15 protein-coding genes are annotated in these 14,780 nt (G+C 63.4%); all 15 read right to left on the reverse strand.

What is annotated here, in order from left to right; translation table 11 throughout:
• A partial coding sequence (locus P775_RS09105) for a LysM peptidoglycan-binding domain-containing protein (RefSeq protein WP_425439897.1) occupies positions 1–393 on the reverse strand: 393 nt, incomplete at its 3' end.
• A 60-nt stretch (positions 394–453) separates the two neighbouring features.
• Positions 454–1,098, reverse strand: a complete 645-nt coding sequence (locus P775_RS09110; protein WP_099910701.1) for a protein-L-isoaspartate(D-aspartate) O-methyltransferase — start codon at positions 1,096–1,098, stop codon at positions 454–456.
• Positions 1,095–1,880: a 5'/3'-nucleotidase SurE gene (gene surE, locus P775_RS09115; protein WP_099910702.1), complete on the reverse strand. Its 786-nt coding sequence runs from the start codon at positions 1,878–1,880 to the stop codon at positions 1,095–1,097. The genes P775_RS09110 and surE overlap by 4 nt, the downstream gene beginning before the upstream one ends.
• A 200-nt stretch (positions 1,881–2,080) precedes the next feature.
• Positions 2,081–2,731 carry an SDR family NAD(P)-dependent oxidoreductase gene (locus tag P775_RS09120; RefSeq protein ID WP_099910746.1) on the reverse strand — a complete coding sequence of 217 codons (651 nt, stop codon included), beginning with the start codon at positions 2,729–2,731 and terminating at the stop codon, positions 2,081–2,083.
• A 116-nt stretch (positions 2,732–2,847) separates the two neighbouring features.
• Positions 2,848–3,111 carry an amidophosphoribosyltransferase gene (locus P775_RS09125; RefSeq protein WP_245875617.1) on the reverse strand — a complete coding sequence of 88 codons (264 nt, stop codon included), beginning with the start codon at positions 3,109–3,111 and terminating at the stop codon, positions 2,848–2,850.
• Positions 3,112–3,455: 344 nt separating this feature from the next.
• Positions 3,456–4,013: a DUF2199 domain-containing protein gene (locus P775_RS09130; RefSeq protein ID WP_099910703.1), complete on the reverse strand. Its 558-nt coding sequence runs from the start codon at positions 4,011–4,013 to the stop codon at positions 3,456–3,458.
• Complete coding sequence (gene purF, locus P775_RS09135; RefSeq protein ID WP_099910748.1) at positions 4,010–5,467, reverse strand: amidophosphoribosyltransferase; 1,458 nt, start codon at positions 5,465–5,467, stop codon at positions 4,010–4,012. The genes P775_RS09130 and purF overlap by 4 nt, the downstream gene beginning before the upstream one ends.
• 167 nt (positions 5,468–5,634) lie before the next feature.
• Entirely contained in the window at positions 5,635–6,207 is a 573-nt protein-coding gene (locus P775_RS09140) for a CvpA family protein (RefSeq protein ID WP_099910704.1), read from the reverse strand.
• A gap of 30 nt (positions 6,208–6,237) precedes the next feature.
• Positions 6,238–7,608 (reverse strand): DNA repair protein RadA, encoded by a 1,371-nt coding sequence (gene radA / locus P775_RS09145; protein ID WP_099910705.1) that lies wholly within the window; start codon positions 7,606–7,608, stop codon positions 6,238–6,240.
• A 63-nt stretch (positions 7,609–7,671) separates the two neighbouring features.
• A complete protein-coding gene (locus tag P775_RS09150; RefSeq protein ID WP_099910706.1) occupies positions 7,672–8,058 on the reverse strand; it encodes a hypothetical protein in 387 nt (128 codons plus the stop codon).
• Positions 8,059–8,185: 127 nt separating this feature from the next.
• Positions 8,186–9,220 (reverse strand): alanine racemase, encoded by a 1,035-nt coding sequence (alr, locus tag P775_RS09155; protein ID WP_099910707.1) that lies wholly within the window; start codon positions 9,218–9,220, stop codon positions 8,186–8,188.
• 172 nt (positions 9,221–9,392) lie between these two features.
• On the reverse strand, positions 9,393–11,294 hold the full coding sequence (locus P775_RS09160) for an aspartate:alanine exchanger family transporter (protein WP_099910708.1): 1,902 nt from the start codon (positions 11,292–11,294) through the stop codon (positions 9,393–9,395).
• Positions 11,287–12,669: a glutamate decarboxylase gene (gene gad / locus P775_RS09165; RefSeq protein WP_099910709.1), complete on the reverse strand. Its 1,383-nt coding sequence runs from the start codon at positions 12,667–12,669 to the stop codon at positions 11,287–11,289. Before gad ends, P775_RS09160 begins: the two co-directional genes overlap by 8 nt.
• Before the next feature lie 232 nt (positions 12,670–12,901).
• Positions 12,902–13,420: a bactofilin family protein gene (locus P775_RS09170; RefSeq protein ID WP_099910710.1), complete on the reverse strand. Its 519-nt coding sequence runs from the start codon at positions 13,418–13,420 to the stop codon at positions 12,902–12,904.
• Entirely contained in the window at positions 13,410–14,717 is a 1,308-nt protein-coding gene (locus P775_RS09175; RefSeq protein ID WP_099910711.1) for a M23 family metallopeptidase, read from the reverse strand. The genes P775_RS09170 and P775_RS09175 overlap by 11 nt, the downstream gene beginning before the upstream one ends.
• Positions 14,718–14,780: the final 63 nt, after the last annotated feature.

The raw sequence follows: 14,780 nt of genomic DNA on the forward strand, positions 1-14,780 counted from the left end.
GGCTGCATCGACACGGCTTGGCAGGGCAAGCACCTCGCCCTCGCGCAGAGGGTCACCGGTCTGCACGCCATTGTAATTTGCAAGCTCGGTCGCGGGCAGGCCGACGCGGGCGGCAAGGGTTGCCACGGTGTCGCCACGCTGTGCCACGGCGACCTGATAGGTCGGATAGCTGAGCACGCCGCGCGCATCCGGGCTGGGCCGGGGATCGGTGGCTGCCGCCGCCGCAGCGGAGGTGTCGACAGCGCCGCCCATCCGTCCTCGCATGTCGAGGTCCACCGGACCGGAACAGGCGGTCACCGCCAGCAGGGCCAGACCGGCGCAGCCGATCCGGGAGAGCGGCGGCACGGAACGGTTGGCGGGGCGCATGCGAAGGGGGGCGTTGGTCACTGTCATCTCGTCATCCTCGGGTGCGTCCCTTGTTGACCGGGACGGTGTCATGAAATCGTGTCGGTCTTAGCTGTCTTTGCCCAGACCTTCGACCAGCGGCACAAAGCGCACGTGGCGCAATTCTTCATAGTCATAACCTGTTTCTGTCCGCACCACGCGGATCAGTCGCTGGACCGTGTCGGACTGTCCGACCGGCACCACCATGATACCGCCAATCTTGAGCTGGGCCAAGAGCGGGCCGGGGGGATCTTCGGCCGCAGCGGTGACCATGATGCGGTCAAACGGCGCCTGATCGGGCAATCCGTGTGATCCGTCAGCGGTAAAGGCGGTGATATTGGCCAGACCAAGCTGGTCAAACACGGCGCGCGCCTCTCTGACCAGGCGCATGTGGCGGTCCACGGTGTAGACACGACGCACGAGGCAGGACAGGATTGCTGCCTGATAGCCAGAGCCGGTGCCGACCTCAAGCACCTTGTCGCGCGGGCTGAGATCCAGCGACTGGGTCATGAGGCCGACCACCGAGGGCTGCGAGATGGTCTGCCCGCAGGAAATCGGCAGGGGCATGTCGTCATAGGCGCGGTCAGTGAAATAGCCACGGATGAAGGGGGCGCGATCAATCTTTTCCATCGCCGTGAGCACGGCATGGTCGGTCACGCCCTTGGAGCGGAGCGCATAGAGGAACTGCATCTTGCGTTCCGCAGCATCACTCATGTGAAGGCGGCTTTCAGTGCAGAGAGCTGGTCATGGGCTGTGAGGTCGGCGCGCATCGGCGTGACGCTGATATAACCTGCAAGGTTCACCTCGGCATCGGTGCCGGGCGCAGCAGGCGCGCGCGGATCGCCGCCCCGGATCCACAGGAACCGGCGCCCCGAGGGCGACATATGCGGTTCGACCGAAAAGCTGGTGTTGTCGCGAAAGCCCTGCGGCGCAACACGGGTGCCCAGCACATCGGCAGTGGGCACGGGCGGAAAGTTCACGTTGTAAAAGGTCCGGTAGCCGGTCTGCGCGGGGGCATCGGCCATCAGGATGCGGCGGATGGTGTCGGCGCCATGGGTGGCGGCCGCCTCGAACGGATCATCCAGGGTGGTGTTGTCCGGGCCGTAATACTGCGACAGGGCGATCGAGGGTACGCCTTGCAGCGCCGCCTCCATCGCGCCACCGATGGTGCCGGAATAGAGCACGTTTTCGGCAGAATTGTTGCCCCGGTTGACGCCCGAGAGCACAAGGTCGGGGCGCACGTCCTTCATGACGTCATGCAGGCCCGCCAGCACACAATCTGCCGGGCTGCCTTCGGCGGCAAAGGTGCGTTCGCCGAGCTTCGCGATCATGGTGGGGTGGGTGTAGCTGATGCAATGGCCGACGCCGGATTGTTCGAACGCCGGGGCGACGGTCCAGACATCGCTGGGATCGGCCGTCAGTTCCAGCGCGATGCGGTGCAGCACCTTGAGGCCGGGCGCGTTGATGCCGTCGTCATTTGTGATGAGAATGCGCATGATTTCGCCTGTACTTTGATTGCACTCTGCATATGCGACAGGCGCGGGAGGGGCAAGCGATGGGGGCGCCAAATGTCTCAGCGGCGCGTCTGTGTCGCGCTGGCAAGGGCGTATTTGAGAAGAGAAGAAGCAGGGGGCGCTGTTTCAGCGTCTTTCCCCACCGCTTTGAAGGTCCTGCATCGGCAGTTCCACGCGCTTGTCTATGCAGTCAGATCGAGTTCGGAGAGGATGCGGGCCGCCTCGTCCCGGGGATGGGCGAGGGTGGTGCGATCTTCGCCCGGGAAAAAGCGCGCACGGGTGGCGGTGGCCATCGGGCGGGGGGTGGTGATCTGTACACGCGGCCCGGTGTTGACGGTTTCGGCTTGCCAGCTGCGCGCGAGGGCGATCTGCGCCGCCTTGGTGGTGCCGTAATGGCCAAAGAACTTTTCGCCGCCGCGCGGATCCTCAAAGAACAGCGCGGTGCCGGTGGTGCCCAGCAGCGGTGCGATAAAGGGGATGAGATGACCCATGGCGGTCAGGTTGATCCCGACAGATTTGGACCAGTCCTTGGCATCGATATGGTTCGCCGGGGTCAGGGGGGCCGCATGTACGGCGGCATGGGCCCAGAGCGCGATGCGTCCCCAGCGGTCAAAGACCGAGCGGCAGAGCTGTGCCATCGCCTCGGGCTTTGTGATGTCCATGGGGGCGAGCGTGGCCTGACCGCCGCGCGCCTTGATGCGGTCATCGAGGTCTTCGAGCCCGCCCACAGTGCGGGCGACGGCGACGATGTGATGGGTGTCCGACAGCGCCTCGGCCAAGGCAAAGCCGAGACCGCGCGAGGCGCCGGTGATGAGGGCAATGGGCTGTGTCATGGCGGGATGCATGGTACAGCGGCGCGGCGGGGTCAAGAGGCAGAGCGGCCCGGAGGGATCTCTGACGCGGGATTTTGCGGACCTGTGCGGGGCCGGCGCGGTGTGGGGCGGCGGTGTCAGCGACCGGGAATGCTGACCCATCTGGCGCGGCCGTTCTGTCCAAGCGCGATGCGGGTGTCGTCGATGGCATAGACCGTCTGACGCCCGACGCGATCCCCCTTGGACACGCGCGCCACACGCCCGCCGGGCAGGCGCAGCAGGGCCCTGCGCGCACCTTCGCGGCCAACGATGCCCAGAAGGATCACACGATCCAGATTGGCGCGGGTGTGTTCTGTCGCCTCTTGGGCGACGCCGGGGGGAAGGGGGGTGGTCTGTGCCATGTGGTACGGTCCTGCGGCCCATGTAGGTTTCTGACGTCTGAGCGATTACGGGGCCATCCAGCAGAGTGAAACCCCGCCGGGGCGGATCAGCGGCCAACCGGCGGGGTTGTGCCGTCAACCGGACGTTTTGCCCCGGAACGTTTCTAAAGCGATCCGCGTTGAACTTGAATCGCTTGTGCGCTGCCTGTCAGCTGCGCCTCCAACGCGAAAAGCGATGAGTGTGTTTTGGTGAAAGGCGGGACGCTCTAGACAAAGGGGCAGAGGCCATCGCGGCCAGGTGCGTCTTGGCCGAATGCATTGGCCGAAAGCGGGTTCTGTCAGGGCATCAGGTCGGTCGCGCCCTATCAGTCGCGCAGCAGGTGCGGGCGGATGTCCTTGTCTGCGGCGGCGTAGATGTCGAGCAGATCGTCAAAGGAAATTCCGTCGCTTTGGGCCTGCCCGAGCGGGCCGTCCGTCACGATCAGGCGCGGACGTTCCAGACCGCTGCCGGGGCGCAGAATGCCCTGAGCCGCATCAGGAAACAGCGGCAGGCTGTTGGCCGTGGTGGCGGTCAGTTTGGTGACCGGCGCGCCGTCTTCGGTGCTGCCGTCAAGATAGGCGTAGAAATCGGCCTGCGACACTTCGGCCCAGAGGCCGAAGAAGAAGCGTTCATTGTCGCTGCCGCGCAGGGGCAGGGCGATGACGCAGCGCAGGAAGCGCCGATCACCGAGGCGGCAGAGTTCCGACGACAGCTTGTCCTCGCCCGCGATCAGCAACTCTTCGCTGCGCGGACCGAAGGGCCAGTCATCCGGCTCTTCGAACCCTATGTCGAAAACGCCGGAAAACTGTCGCCCGCAGCAGGGGCAGGCATGGTCCGGATCGTTGAAGCGCCGCCAGCGGGCATCGAGATCCAGCAGGCTCATTCGGCTGCCGTCTTGAGCTTGAAGCCTTTCTTGATCTGGTCCGAAGGTTCGACCGGGTAATCCCCAGAAAAACAGGCATCGCAATATTGCGGCTGCTTGGGATTGCGCCCCTCTACCTCGCCCACGGCGCGGTAAAGGCCGTCGAGCGAGACAAAGCGCAGGCTGTCGACCTGCAGATGGTCGCGCATCTGTTCCTCTGTCATCGTTGCGGCCAGCAGTTTTTCGCGCTGGGGCGTGTCGACACCATAGAAACAGGGCCATGCGGTGGGGGGGGAGGCAATGCGAAAATGCACCTCTGCCGCACCGGCGTCCAGGATCATTTCTTTGATCTTGCGGGACGTGGTGCCGCGCACAACCGAATCGTCGACCAAGATCACCCGCTTGCCCTTGATCAGGGCGCGGTTGACGTTGAGCTTCAGACGCACGCCCATGTTGCGGATCTGTTCGGTGGGTTCGATGAAGGTGCGGCCCATGTACTGGTTGCGCACGATGCCCATGCCGTAGGGAATGCCGGATTCATGGGCAAAGCCGATGGCCGCCGGAGTGCCGGAATCGGGCACCGGGCAGACGAGGTCGGCGTCTACAGGCGCCTCACGCGCCAGTTCCACACCGATCTGACGGCGGGTTTCATAGACCGAGCGGTTGCCGATGATCGAATCCGGGCGCGAAAAATAGACATGTTCGAAGATGCAGAAGCGGGATTTCTGCGGACGGAACGGACGCAGGGATTCAACGCCGTGTTCAGCAGAGATCACGACCATTTCGCCTGGTTCGATTTCGCGCACATATTCCGCGCCGATGATGTCGAGCGCGCAGGTTTCCGAGCTGAGCACCCAGCCATCTGCGACCTTGCCCAGAACCAGCGGGCGCACGCCCAGCGGGTCGCGCACACCGATCAGTTTGGAGCGGGTCATGGCGACGACGCTGAACGCACCTTCGACCCGGCGCAGGGCGTCTTCCATCCGCTCGGGGATGTTGCGCTGCAAGGAACGGGCCATGAGGTGAATGATGCATTCGCTGTCGGACGAGGACTGGAAGATCGATCCGCGTTCGATCAGCTCGCGGCGCAGGGCATCGGCATTGGTGATGTTGCCGTTATGGGCAATCGCAGCGCCGCCCATGGAAAATTCGCCAAAGAAGGGCTGCACGTCGCGGATCTGTGCGCCCTTGCTGCCGGCGGTGGAGTAGCGGACATGGCCGATGGCCAGCGGGCCGGGCAATGTCTGCATAAGAGATTGAGAGGTGAAATTGTCACGCACGTAGCCGAAGCGCCGTGCGGAGTTGAAGCCGTGTTCGGCATCGTGGCTGACGATTCCGCCAGCTTCCTGTCCCCGGTGCTGCAGCGCGTGCAGGCCAAGAGCGACAAAGTTAGAGGCATCGGTGACGCCGATGACGCCGAAAATTCCGCATTCTTCCTTGAGTTTGTCATCATCGAAAGGATGGGCGGGAGGCATCTGCAAATCCAAGGGGCAGCTCCGAATCCGTTACGAGGGGTATGGGCCTCTCATAGAGGCTTGTTACCTATGTGTCACGGAACGATCTGAGCGCAAGTGCTGCAGTGCAACATTTCGTTCATGAAACGACCCGACAGCCAGATATCCCGGTGTTTTGGTCACCTTTCTCAGGCCTGGTCGGCGCTGGGGGCGTCGCAGATGCCGATCAGCCCTTCGTATTGGGTGGTGATCCAGCCGAGGGCGCGTTCCGGGTTCTGTTCTTCGATCTGCTGGGTCAGGCCAGTGAAGACTGCGGCAGAGCGGCTGTCGTCGATCATCGCCACACCTTGGGAGGTGAGCACGGTGGAATAGACAAAGAAGCCCACCGCCACCAGCAGCACGCCGCGTGCCACGCCGAACAGGAAGCCAAGCCCCTGATCGACCCCGCCAAGGGCAGAGCGCTGCACCAGCGAGGAGAACAGCGGTGTGAAGAACGACACGACAACCAGTGCCACAGTGAAGACACCCGCAAAGGCAGCGATGATGCTGAGTTCACAGCTGTCGGAGAGGAAATCACCGATCACCGGCAGTTCCTTGACCAGCGGCTGCACCTGCGGCGCAAAGAGAAAGGCGAGAAAACCCGCCGCGACCCATCCGGCGATGGCCATGAATTCACGCACGATCCCACGGGAATAGGCCAACAGCGCTGAAAGCACGATGACGGCGGCAACGATGCCATCCACTGCGGTAAAACCTTCCATCGGCCTCTTGCCTCTTTCCTTTTGTGACGCCTAGCCTGCGCCGAACAGATCGCCCACAAAGGTCGTCAAATCGCCCATTTGCTGCAGCGTCATGCCTGGGGTTGCCCCCGTCTTGCCCCCCGATGGGGCGATGGCGCTGGTGAAACCAAGTTTCTGCGCCTCTTTCAACCTGTTTTCGGTCTGGCTGACCGGTCTGAGAGCGCCGGAAAGGCTGATTTCACCGAAAACAACTGTTTCCGGCGGCAGCGACACATCTTCGCGAGCGGAAAGAAGCGCGGCGGCTACGGCAAGATCGGCTGCAGGTTCGCTGATTTTCATGCCGCCGGCCACGTTGAGGTACACATCCAGCCCCGCAAAGGGGATGCCGCAGCGCGACTCTAGCACGGCGAGAATCATCGCAAGCCGCCCGCCATCCCAGCCAACCACGGTGCGGCGCGCCTGCGAATGCGGGCTGGGCGCGACCAGTGCCTGCAATTCGCACAGCACGGGACGGGTGCCTTCGATGCCGGCAAAGACCACCGATCCGGGGCTGGGCTTGCCGCGTTCGGACAGGAACAGGGCAGAGGGGTTTGTGACCTCGGCCAGACCCGCGCCGGTCATTTCGAACACGCCGATTTCATCGGCCGGGCCAAAGCGGTTCTTGACCGCGCGCAAGATGCGGAACTGGTGGCCGCGCTCGCCCTCGAAATACAGCACCGTGTCGACCATGTGTTCGACGACGCGGGGGCCGGCGATCTGGCCGTCCTTGGTGACATGGCCCACAAGGATGACGGACATGTTGTTGCGTTTGGCGAAGGTTGTCAGTTCATGTGCGGCGGCGCGGACCTGAGAGACCGAGCCGGGGGCGGATTCGACATTGTCGGCCCACATGGTCTGGATCGAATCGATGATCACCAGATTGGGGCGTTCCTGTTCCAGCGTTGTCAGGATGTCGCGCAGATTGGTTTCGGCGGCGAGTTTCACCGGGGCATCGGCCAAGCCAAGGCGTTGGGCGCGCATGCGCACCTGTGCGCTGGCCTCTTCACCGCTGGCATAGATGACCTTGAGACCCGCACGGGCAAACATCGCGGCCGCTTGCAGCAGCAGGGTGGATTTGCCGATCCCGGGATCGCCGCCGACCAGAATGGCGGAGGAGGGCACAAGCCCGCCGCCGAGCACGCGGTCAAGTTCCGACAGGCCAGAGGCGACGCGCGGCGGGGCGGGTTCGGTGCTGGACAGATCCGACAGCGGCACGGCCTTGCCCCGGATGCCGCCGAGGGATTTCTTGGCGGGGCCGGAGGCCGAGAGCGGCACCTCTTCGGAGATGGTATTCCAGGCGCCACAGGCTTCGCAGCGCCCGGCCCATTTGGTGGTGGCGTTGCCGCAGGCGGCGCAGACGAATTTAGCAGGAGCTTTGGCCATGTCGATCTTGTGGCCCAAGGGGGCGATCACCGCAAGGGGGTGTGTTTGGCCGTGCCTGACGGGTCAGAACAGGCTTGCGATCCAGAGGCCGAGCAGGCCCAGAACCAGCGCGAGGTTGAGCCAGTCGAGTGGCCACATCCGGCGTGTGGGCACGAGGGCCGAAGTGACGAACAGCGCCGAGAGGCCCAGCAGCAGGCTGAGGCCCTGCCCATAAGCAAGCGTGCGCGCGGCGGGGCCATAGAGCGCATGAGCGGTGAGGCCAAGGGCAGGCGCAAAGGTGGTGAGGATCGCCCCGGCGCAAAACAGCGCTGTCAGCAGGGCAATCAGACGGCTGGGACCGCGCCCCACACCCGTGCGCACCAGCGCCAGCACCAGCAGCAGTTCGAGAAAGACGAAGCGTTTGACAAAGATCAGGGCGATCAGGGTCGGGCTGGGTTCGAAAAAGCTCATGCTGTGCCTTTGGTCTGCCGCAGCGTTTGCCGTGGGCTGGGACGTTGCGACGCTTTATCCCTGTTTGCGTGCTGCCCTTGAACAGGTGACAGGCGGACAGGGGATGTCACGTGACAGGCGCGTCGCCTTAGTCGATGTAGCGCCGTTCGTACCGCCCGCCAAGCGAGGTCAGGATTTCATAGCCGATGGTGCCTGCGGTTTCGGCAATCGAATCCACGCCCTGATGCACGCCCAGCAGTTCGACCATGTCGGGGACAGCGTCAAGTTCGCTTACATCCACGCAGATCAGATCCATCGAGATGCGGCCCAGGATCTTGCAGCGGGTTTCATCGGCAAAGACATAGGCCTTTGGCCCCATGGCGCGCAGGATACCGTCAGCATAGCCCGCAGCGATGGTGGCGACGCGCGTGGGGTGGCGCGCAACCCAGGTGTTGCCATAGCCGACACTTTCGCCGGCATCGACTTCGCGGGTCTGGATGACGGGGATGTGCAGATGCGCGACGGGCTGGGCATCGAGAAATGGCAGGCCGCCGTACATGCCGATCCCGGGGCGGGTCACGTCGAAATGGTAATCGGGGCCCAGCAGGATGCCGCCCGTCGCTGACAGCGACCGGGGCGCATCGATGCCGTCGGTCATCTGGCGAAAGACGTTGAGCTGGTGGGCGTTCATCGGGTGGTCAGGTTCATCGGCGCAGGCCAGATGGCTCATCACCAGTGTCGGCTGCTGGGCGAGGGCGATTTCACGCAGGGCGGACCATTCGGCGGGTTCCATGCCCAGACGGTTCATGCCTGAATCCAGCTGGATGCCGAAGGGATGACCGGGCAGGGATTCCACATGGCGCAGCATCTGGTCGATGGAATTGATCATCGGCGTCAGTTGTGCGGCCTTCAGCATCTGCGCATCCCCCGGCATATGCCCGGAAAAGACGTTGATTTCGGGGCCGGAACCGACCGCCTTGCGCAAAGCGGCACCTTCTTCGGTGAGGGCCACGAAAAAGCGGCGCACACCTTCCTTGGCCAGCATGTTCGCGACCCGCCCGGCGCCAAGGCCATAGGCGTCGGCCTTGACCACGGCGCCGGCTTCGGCGTCAGAACAGGAAGCAAGACTGCGCCAGTTGTGGCGCAGCGCGGCAAGATCGACAGTGAGGACAGATTGAACCATGGCGCCGTTTTGGCACTTTGCGATCCGGCGTCAAGCGCAAACATGGCACGGGCAGAGGCGTCGGCGGGGACATGCCTTGGGATCGGGCCTTGGGATCGGGCTTGGGATGGGGGAGGCGCGGCGGACAGGGTGGGGTTTTGTGGCGCCCGTTCGAAGGGGCGCCACAAAAGGGTCAGGACAGGATCATCGAGAAATAGCCGCCGATCAGCGCGAGCACGGTGGTGAGCGCATAGCTGACGGGATAGGGCACGGCGGCGACGGTGCTGCCGGATTCCTCCATGATTGCATTCAGGCCGGGGGTGCTGTTGCGCGCACCGGTGGCAGAGCCGTCGGCGATGACCGAATTCAGGCCAAAGACCCGGATCCCCACCCAGAAAGCGACAAGCGGCGGGATCAGCGCACCGGCAATGCCGATCAGCGCAAGCCACAGGATCGTGTCACCACCGAGGGCCGAGATGACCTTTGGCCCGACATTGGCAGAGAGCACCGCGACAAAGGCGTTCAGGCCGAAATCCTGCAGGAAGCTGCGTGCGCCTTCGTGGACCGGCCCGCCGAAATCAGGGTTGCGGCTGCGCATGTAGCTGACGCCGACACCGGCGAGGATCACCCCGGCCGAGGTGCCAAGGGCAAAGGGAATGCCCGCAATGGTGACCGTGGCGATGCCGACAAGATAGCCCACCAGCATGGCGAGCGTGAGGTAGAGCACTTCGGTCTTCATCGTGGGCAGGATCGCGCGCCCGCCGATGCGTTTCGCGACCGCCTGTATCGCCGCATCCGGCCCGGTCAGGCGCAGCACATCGCCAAAGCGCAGATCGCTTTTCGGCCCCAGCGGCAGTTCGTTGCCCGCACGGAACAGCGCGCGCACGGTGACGCCGCCCGCGCCGATATGGGGCAGATCGGACAGGGAGGTGCCGCTGATGTCATGCGCACCGACATGGACCTCTGCCACCTCCATCGGGACGCTGCGGGCCAGTGGGTTGTCGGATTCAGGGCCGATGAGCGATCCATCGGTGAAGATCAGGTCATGCACATCCCCCCGCAGTGTCAGGATGTCATCGCGCTGCACCTTTGGATCGTCGGATAGGGGAACAATCGCGCCGTCGCGCAGCAGGCGCAGGATCGGCGCCTCTGGATGCAGTTTGGCAAGTTCCGAGACGCTGTGCCCGATGAAGCCGTCATGGCTGACCACATAGGCGCGCAGTTCAAACGCCGAAGGGGACCAGTCCAGCGCGCCGGGCGCACCGGGCACGGGATGGGTGGCACCACCGCTGTAGGCGGCTTCGGCCAGTTTGGCATCGGCCTTGGCGTCAAAGCCGAAGATGCGCGGCAGATAGCGGATCAGCAGGATGATCCCGACGGTCGAGAGCACATAGCTGATCGCATAGGCGGCGGCCATGTTGGCGCCGACCTCCTCGGCCGTTATGCCGGCGGGCGGGGTATAGGCGCCGCTGCTCAGCGCGCCCTGACCGACGCCCAGAATGGCAGTGATCGTGTAACTGCCCGAAATCAGCCCGGTGGCATAGCCCGGCGCAAGGCCGATGAGTTTGGCTCCGAAAAAGCAGATCACCCAGTTCAGAGACCAGACGATCAGCCCGATGCAGACAAAGGCAAGACCGCCCTTGCGCAGCCCGGAAAAGAACTGCGGCCCGACCTTGAGCCCGAGCGCATACATGAACAGCAGCAGCATGAAGGACGACAGGATGCTGGGGATCGCATAGGTGATGCCATAAGCCGCCTCTGCGGTCATCGACAGCAGCACCCCCACCAGCAGCGTCCCGGCAGTGGAGCCGAGCGAGATCGTCTTGAAACTGAACGAGCCGATCAGCGTGCCCAGAGCCAGCGACAGCAGCACGAAGGCGATGGGCTGATTGTCGAGCAGCTGAAAGAAGCCGTGCAGGCCGGCCTCTGTCACTGGCTGGATGCGATCAAAGATCTGCCCGATGACAGAGGGATCTGCCGTTTGCGCCTGCGCGGGCCCTGCCAGGAGCAGAGTTGTTCCCGCCAGGACCAGAGTTGTTCCGGCAAGGACCCGCGCGGATGCGCAGGGCCGCCGGAGCGTGCGTGCCTTACCCATGGTGAAAGCCCGGTTTCGCTGTCGAATGCACAACCGGGTTGGTTTTGAGGTGTTCGATGGCGCGCTTGAGATCCGCGAGCAGCAGTTGCACCAGATCATGGGTCACGCCGTGGCGGATCAGGATGCGCTGTACGACAGTTTCTGCGCGGTTCGACGGCAGCGGATAGGAGGCGATCTGCCAGCCGCGCATCCGCACCCGTTCGGAGAGGTCATAAAGGGTAAAGCCGTGATCGCCGGGGCTCAGCTTGTAGGCGACGGCGGGAAGGCCGCCATGTCCGTCATAGACCATTTCGAAACAGTCGAATTTGGCCAGTTCGGCCCCCAGCCATTGCGCGGTGTCCGAACAGGCTTGCTGCACGGCCGTATAGCCGGCGCGGCCCAGCCGCAGGAAGTTGTAATACTGTGCAATGATCTCTCCTCCGGGGCGGGAGAAGTTGAGCGCGAAGGTCGGCATGTTGCCACCGAGGTAGTCGACGTAAAAGATCAGCTCTTCGGGCAGATCCGCCTTTGTCGCCCAGATGACCCAGCCCACACCCAGAGGCGCCAGACCGTATTTGTGCCCAGAAGCATTGATCGAGCGGACGCGGTCAATCTGGAAATCCCAGACAAGGTCGCGCTGGATGAAGGGGGCGATGAACCCGCCCGAGGCGGCATCGACATGGATCGGAATATCGAGCCCGAGGTCGCGTTCCATGGAGTCGAGTTCGCGCGCCAGCGCCTCGACCGGTTCATAGATGCCGGTGAAGGTGACGCCCAGTGTGGCCACAACGCCGATGGTGTTTTCGTCGCAATATTTGCGCAGATCTTCGGGGCGCAGGCCGAGGGCGTCGCCCTCAAGCGGGACCTCGCGGATTTCGACGTCAAAGTAGCGGGCGAATTTCTTCCAGCAGATCTGCACCGGGCCGGTGACGATATTGGGTTTGCTGAAGTCCTTGCCTGCCGCCTCGCGCCGTTTGCGCCAGGCCCATTTGAAGGCCAGCCCCCCCAGCATCGCCGCCTCGCTTGATCCGGTGGTCGAACAGCCGACCGTGTCCCAGGATTTGTTGGCATGCCACAGATCGGCAAGGATATGGACGCAGCGGTTTTCCAGTTCTGCGGTCTGGGGATATTCGTCCTTGTCGATCATGTTCTTGTCGACGGCGTCGGTCATCAGCTGCTTGACCTCATCCTCGACCCAAGTGGTGCAGAAGGTCGCAAGGTTCTGTCGGGCATTGCCGTCCAGCAGAAGTTCATCACGCACCAGCGCATAGGCGGCACGCGGTTCGGTGCGCCCTTCGGGCAGGCGGTATTTCGGCAGGGTCCCGGCAGAGGCGTCGGTTGCGTAGATGTCACGCAAGCTCGACTGGTCGTTGGAATCGACGGAATGAATGGCCAAGGGGCTGGTCCTTTGTGGGGGATTTCCGGCGCAGGGCAGGCAGACCCTGCGCGTTAATGTCACCCTATGCCCTGTGCGTCGGGATCAAGCTGATCCGTGTTAGCGCGCGTCGGTTTCTATGCATGTTGCAGGCAAAACCCCTGTTTTGGCTGGATGAATCATCCGTAACCCTGCCAGGAAACGCAAAAGGCCGCCCGGGGGGCGGCCTGTGCATCTGGTCGGGAGGCTGCAGTCAGCTGTCGGTCTGCTCGGCCTTTGTCGGGGCGGGCAGCGCGGGATTGCCGGTCGGCACCGGGCCACGGCCCTTGCCGGAAAGCGGATCTTCCTGACGCTGAACCGAGCCTTCGAAATGGGCGCCGGATTCGATGGCGATGGTTTTGTGGATGATGTCGCCCTCGACCCGCGCGGTCGCGGTCAGGCGGACCTTGAGGCCGCGCACACGACCCACGATGCGGCCGTTGATCACAACGTCATCTGCGGTCACTTCACCCTTGATGGTGGCGGTTTCGCCGATGGTCAGCAGATGGGCGCGAATGTCGCCTTCGACCGTGCCTTCGACCTGAATGTCGCCGGTGGTCTTGAGATTGCCGGTGATGTGCAGATCACTGGACAGAACGGAGGCCGGCGGTTTGGCCTTGGGCGCGGAAGGCTTGAAATCGCTGGGCGAGGAGCGGGGCATCTCTGGGGCTGACGGTTTTGCGTTCTCGTCGGCCTTGGGGCCGGGTTCGTTGATCTTGCTTTTAGAAAACATCGTTTGCAGCCTTGATATAGATCATAGGATTGACGGCTTCGCCGCCGACGCGCACCTCGTAGTGCAAATGCGTGCCGGTGGAACGTCCTGTATTGCCCATATCACCGATCCGCTCGCCGCGCGAGACCCTTTGGCCGACCTTGACACGGATTTTCGACTGGTGGGCATAGCGCGTCTCGATCCCGAATTCATGCTGGATCTTGACCAGCCGACCGTACCCCGACATCCAGCCCGCATAGGTCACGACGCCATCTGCCGTTGCATAGATCGGCGTGCCCTGCGGTGCCGCGAAATCGGTGCCCGCATGCAGGCGGCCCCAGCGATAGCCGAAACCCGAGGTGAAGCGGAACGCATCTTTGAGCGGCGTTGCAAACGGCGCCTTTTGCGCGGCGATGCGGTAGAGGTTGAGGCGATCCATCTCGCCCAGAATCCTGTTGGCGCGCTCTGCATCAGCAGAGGGGGCCATGCCGCGTGTGGACAGGGACATCGGGATCAACGGGCCACCTTGGCCGGAATAGCCGCGACGCACCTCTTTGAGGATGCGGTCGGGATCCATGCCGGCGGCGGTGAACATCTTGTCCAGCGGTTTGACCGAAACGGTCATCGCCTCTTCGAGTTGGCGGAAGATGGTGTCGTTCTTTTCTTCCATCAGGCGGATTTCAGAGGCCATTTCATCAGCGCGCACGATGGCATCCTGTGCATCGGCCACGACCTGATCGCGTTCGGCGGCGGTGCGGGCCAGCGCATCGGCAAGGAAATCCATCGTGCTGTCGGTTTCTTCGGACATTTCGCTGGCGAGTTCGGTGGCACCGTCAGCCTGCAGCGCGGCCATCTTCTTGGTCAGTTCGGCGCGCTTTTTCATCGTATCGCGCAGGGTGGCCTGCACCACCTCGATCCCGGTTTCCATCTCGTTGCGGCGGGTTTCGGAATCGAGCAGTTGCGACTGCATGATCGAGACCTGTTCCAGCGCGGTGTTGAAGCGGTCCTGGGCGGTCAGCGCTTCGGCGGCGCGCACATCGCGTTCCCTGCTGAGATCGTTCAGGCGCTGCTGGTAGGTCTGCTGGTCGCGCTTGGCCTGCTCGCGGAAATTGCCGGCACCTATGCTGTCCATCAGCAGGATGGCGGTGGCAACGATGGTCCAGCCAATCAGCAGGGTGCCGCCTGCAAATACGATGGCCTGTGTCCCGGATTTGAGCCGGATAAACCTGGTGTCAGTGTCAGACCGCAGAAAAAGCCGACGTTCTGGAAAGCGGCGCTCTAGCAGCGCATGAGTTCTGATCGCGAAACGCGTTCTCAACAGTTCTTTCCTTTTCCTGCCCCTGGGTCGGCATGCGGTTCCCCGTCCGCCGCCTTGAATTGC

Origin of the sequence: Puniceibacterium antarcticum (genome assembly GCF_002760615.1) — a bacterium.
GTDB classification, from domain to species: Bacteria; Pseudomonadota; Alphaproteobacteria; order Rhodobacterales; family Rhodobacteraceae; genus Puniceibacterium; species Puniceibacterium antarcticum.

Excerpts from the sequence above, each read along its gene's own strand:
- radA (WP_099910705.1), bottom strand. The coding sequence starts at position 7,608 with ATGGCCAAAGCTCCTGCTAAATTCGTCTGCGCCGCCTGCGGCAACGCC.
- P775_RS09130 (WP_099910703.1), bottom strand. The coding sequence starts at position 4,013 with ATGAGCCTGCTGGATCTCGATGCCCGCTGGCGGCGCTTCAACGATCCG.
- P775_RS09125 (WP_245875617.1), bottom strand. The coding sequence starts at position 3,111 with ATGGCACAGACCACCCCCCTTCCCCCCGGCGTCGCCCAAGAGGCGACA.
- surE (WP_099910702.1), bottom strand. The coding sequence starts at position 1,880 with ATGCGCATTCTCATCACAAATGACGACGGCATCAACGCGCCCGGCCTC.
- P775_RS09160 (WP_099910708.1), bottom strand. The coding sequence starts at position 11,294 with ATGGGTAAGGCACGCACGCTCCGGCGGCCCTGCGCATCCGCGCGGGTC.
- P775_RS09170 (WP_099910710.1), bottom strand. The coding sequence starts at position 13,420 with ATGTTTTCTAAAAGCAAGATCAACGAACCCGGCCCCAAGGCCGACGAG.
- P775_RS09110 (WP_099910701.1), bottom strand. The coding sequence starts at position 1,098 with ATGAGTGATGCTGCGGAACGCAAGATGCAGTTCCTCTATGCGCTCCGC.
- P775_RS09120 (WP_099910746.1), bottom strand. The coding sequence starts at position 2,731 with ATGACACAGCCCATTGCCCTCATCACCGGCGCCTCGCGCGGTCTCGGC.
- P775_RS09150 (WP_099910706.1), bottom strand. The coding sequence starts at position 8,058 with ATGAGCTTTTTCGAACCCAGCCCGACCCTGATCGCCCTGATCTTTGTC.
- purF (WP_099910748.1), bottom strand. The coding sequence starts at position 5,467 with ATGCCTCCCGCCCATCCTTTCGATGATGACAAACTCAAGGAAGAATGC.
- alr (WP_099910707.1), bottom strand. The coding sequence starts at position 9,220 with ATGGTTCAATCTGTCCTCACTGTCGATCTTGCCGCGCTGCGCCACAAC.
- P775_RS09140 (WP_099910704.1), bottom strand. The coding sequence starts at position 6,207 with ATGGAAGGTTTTACCGCAGTGGATGGCATCGTTGCCGCCGTCATCGTG.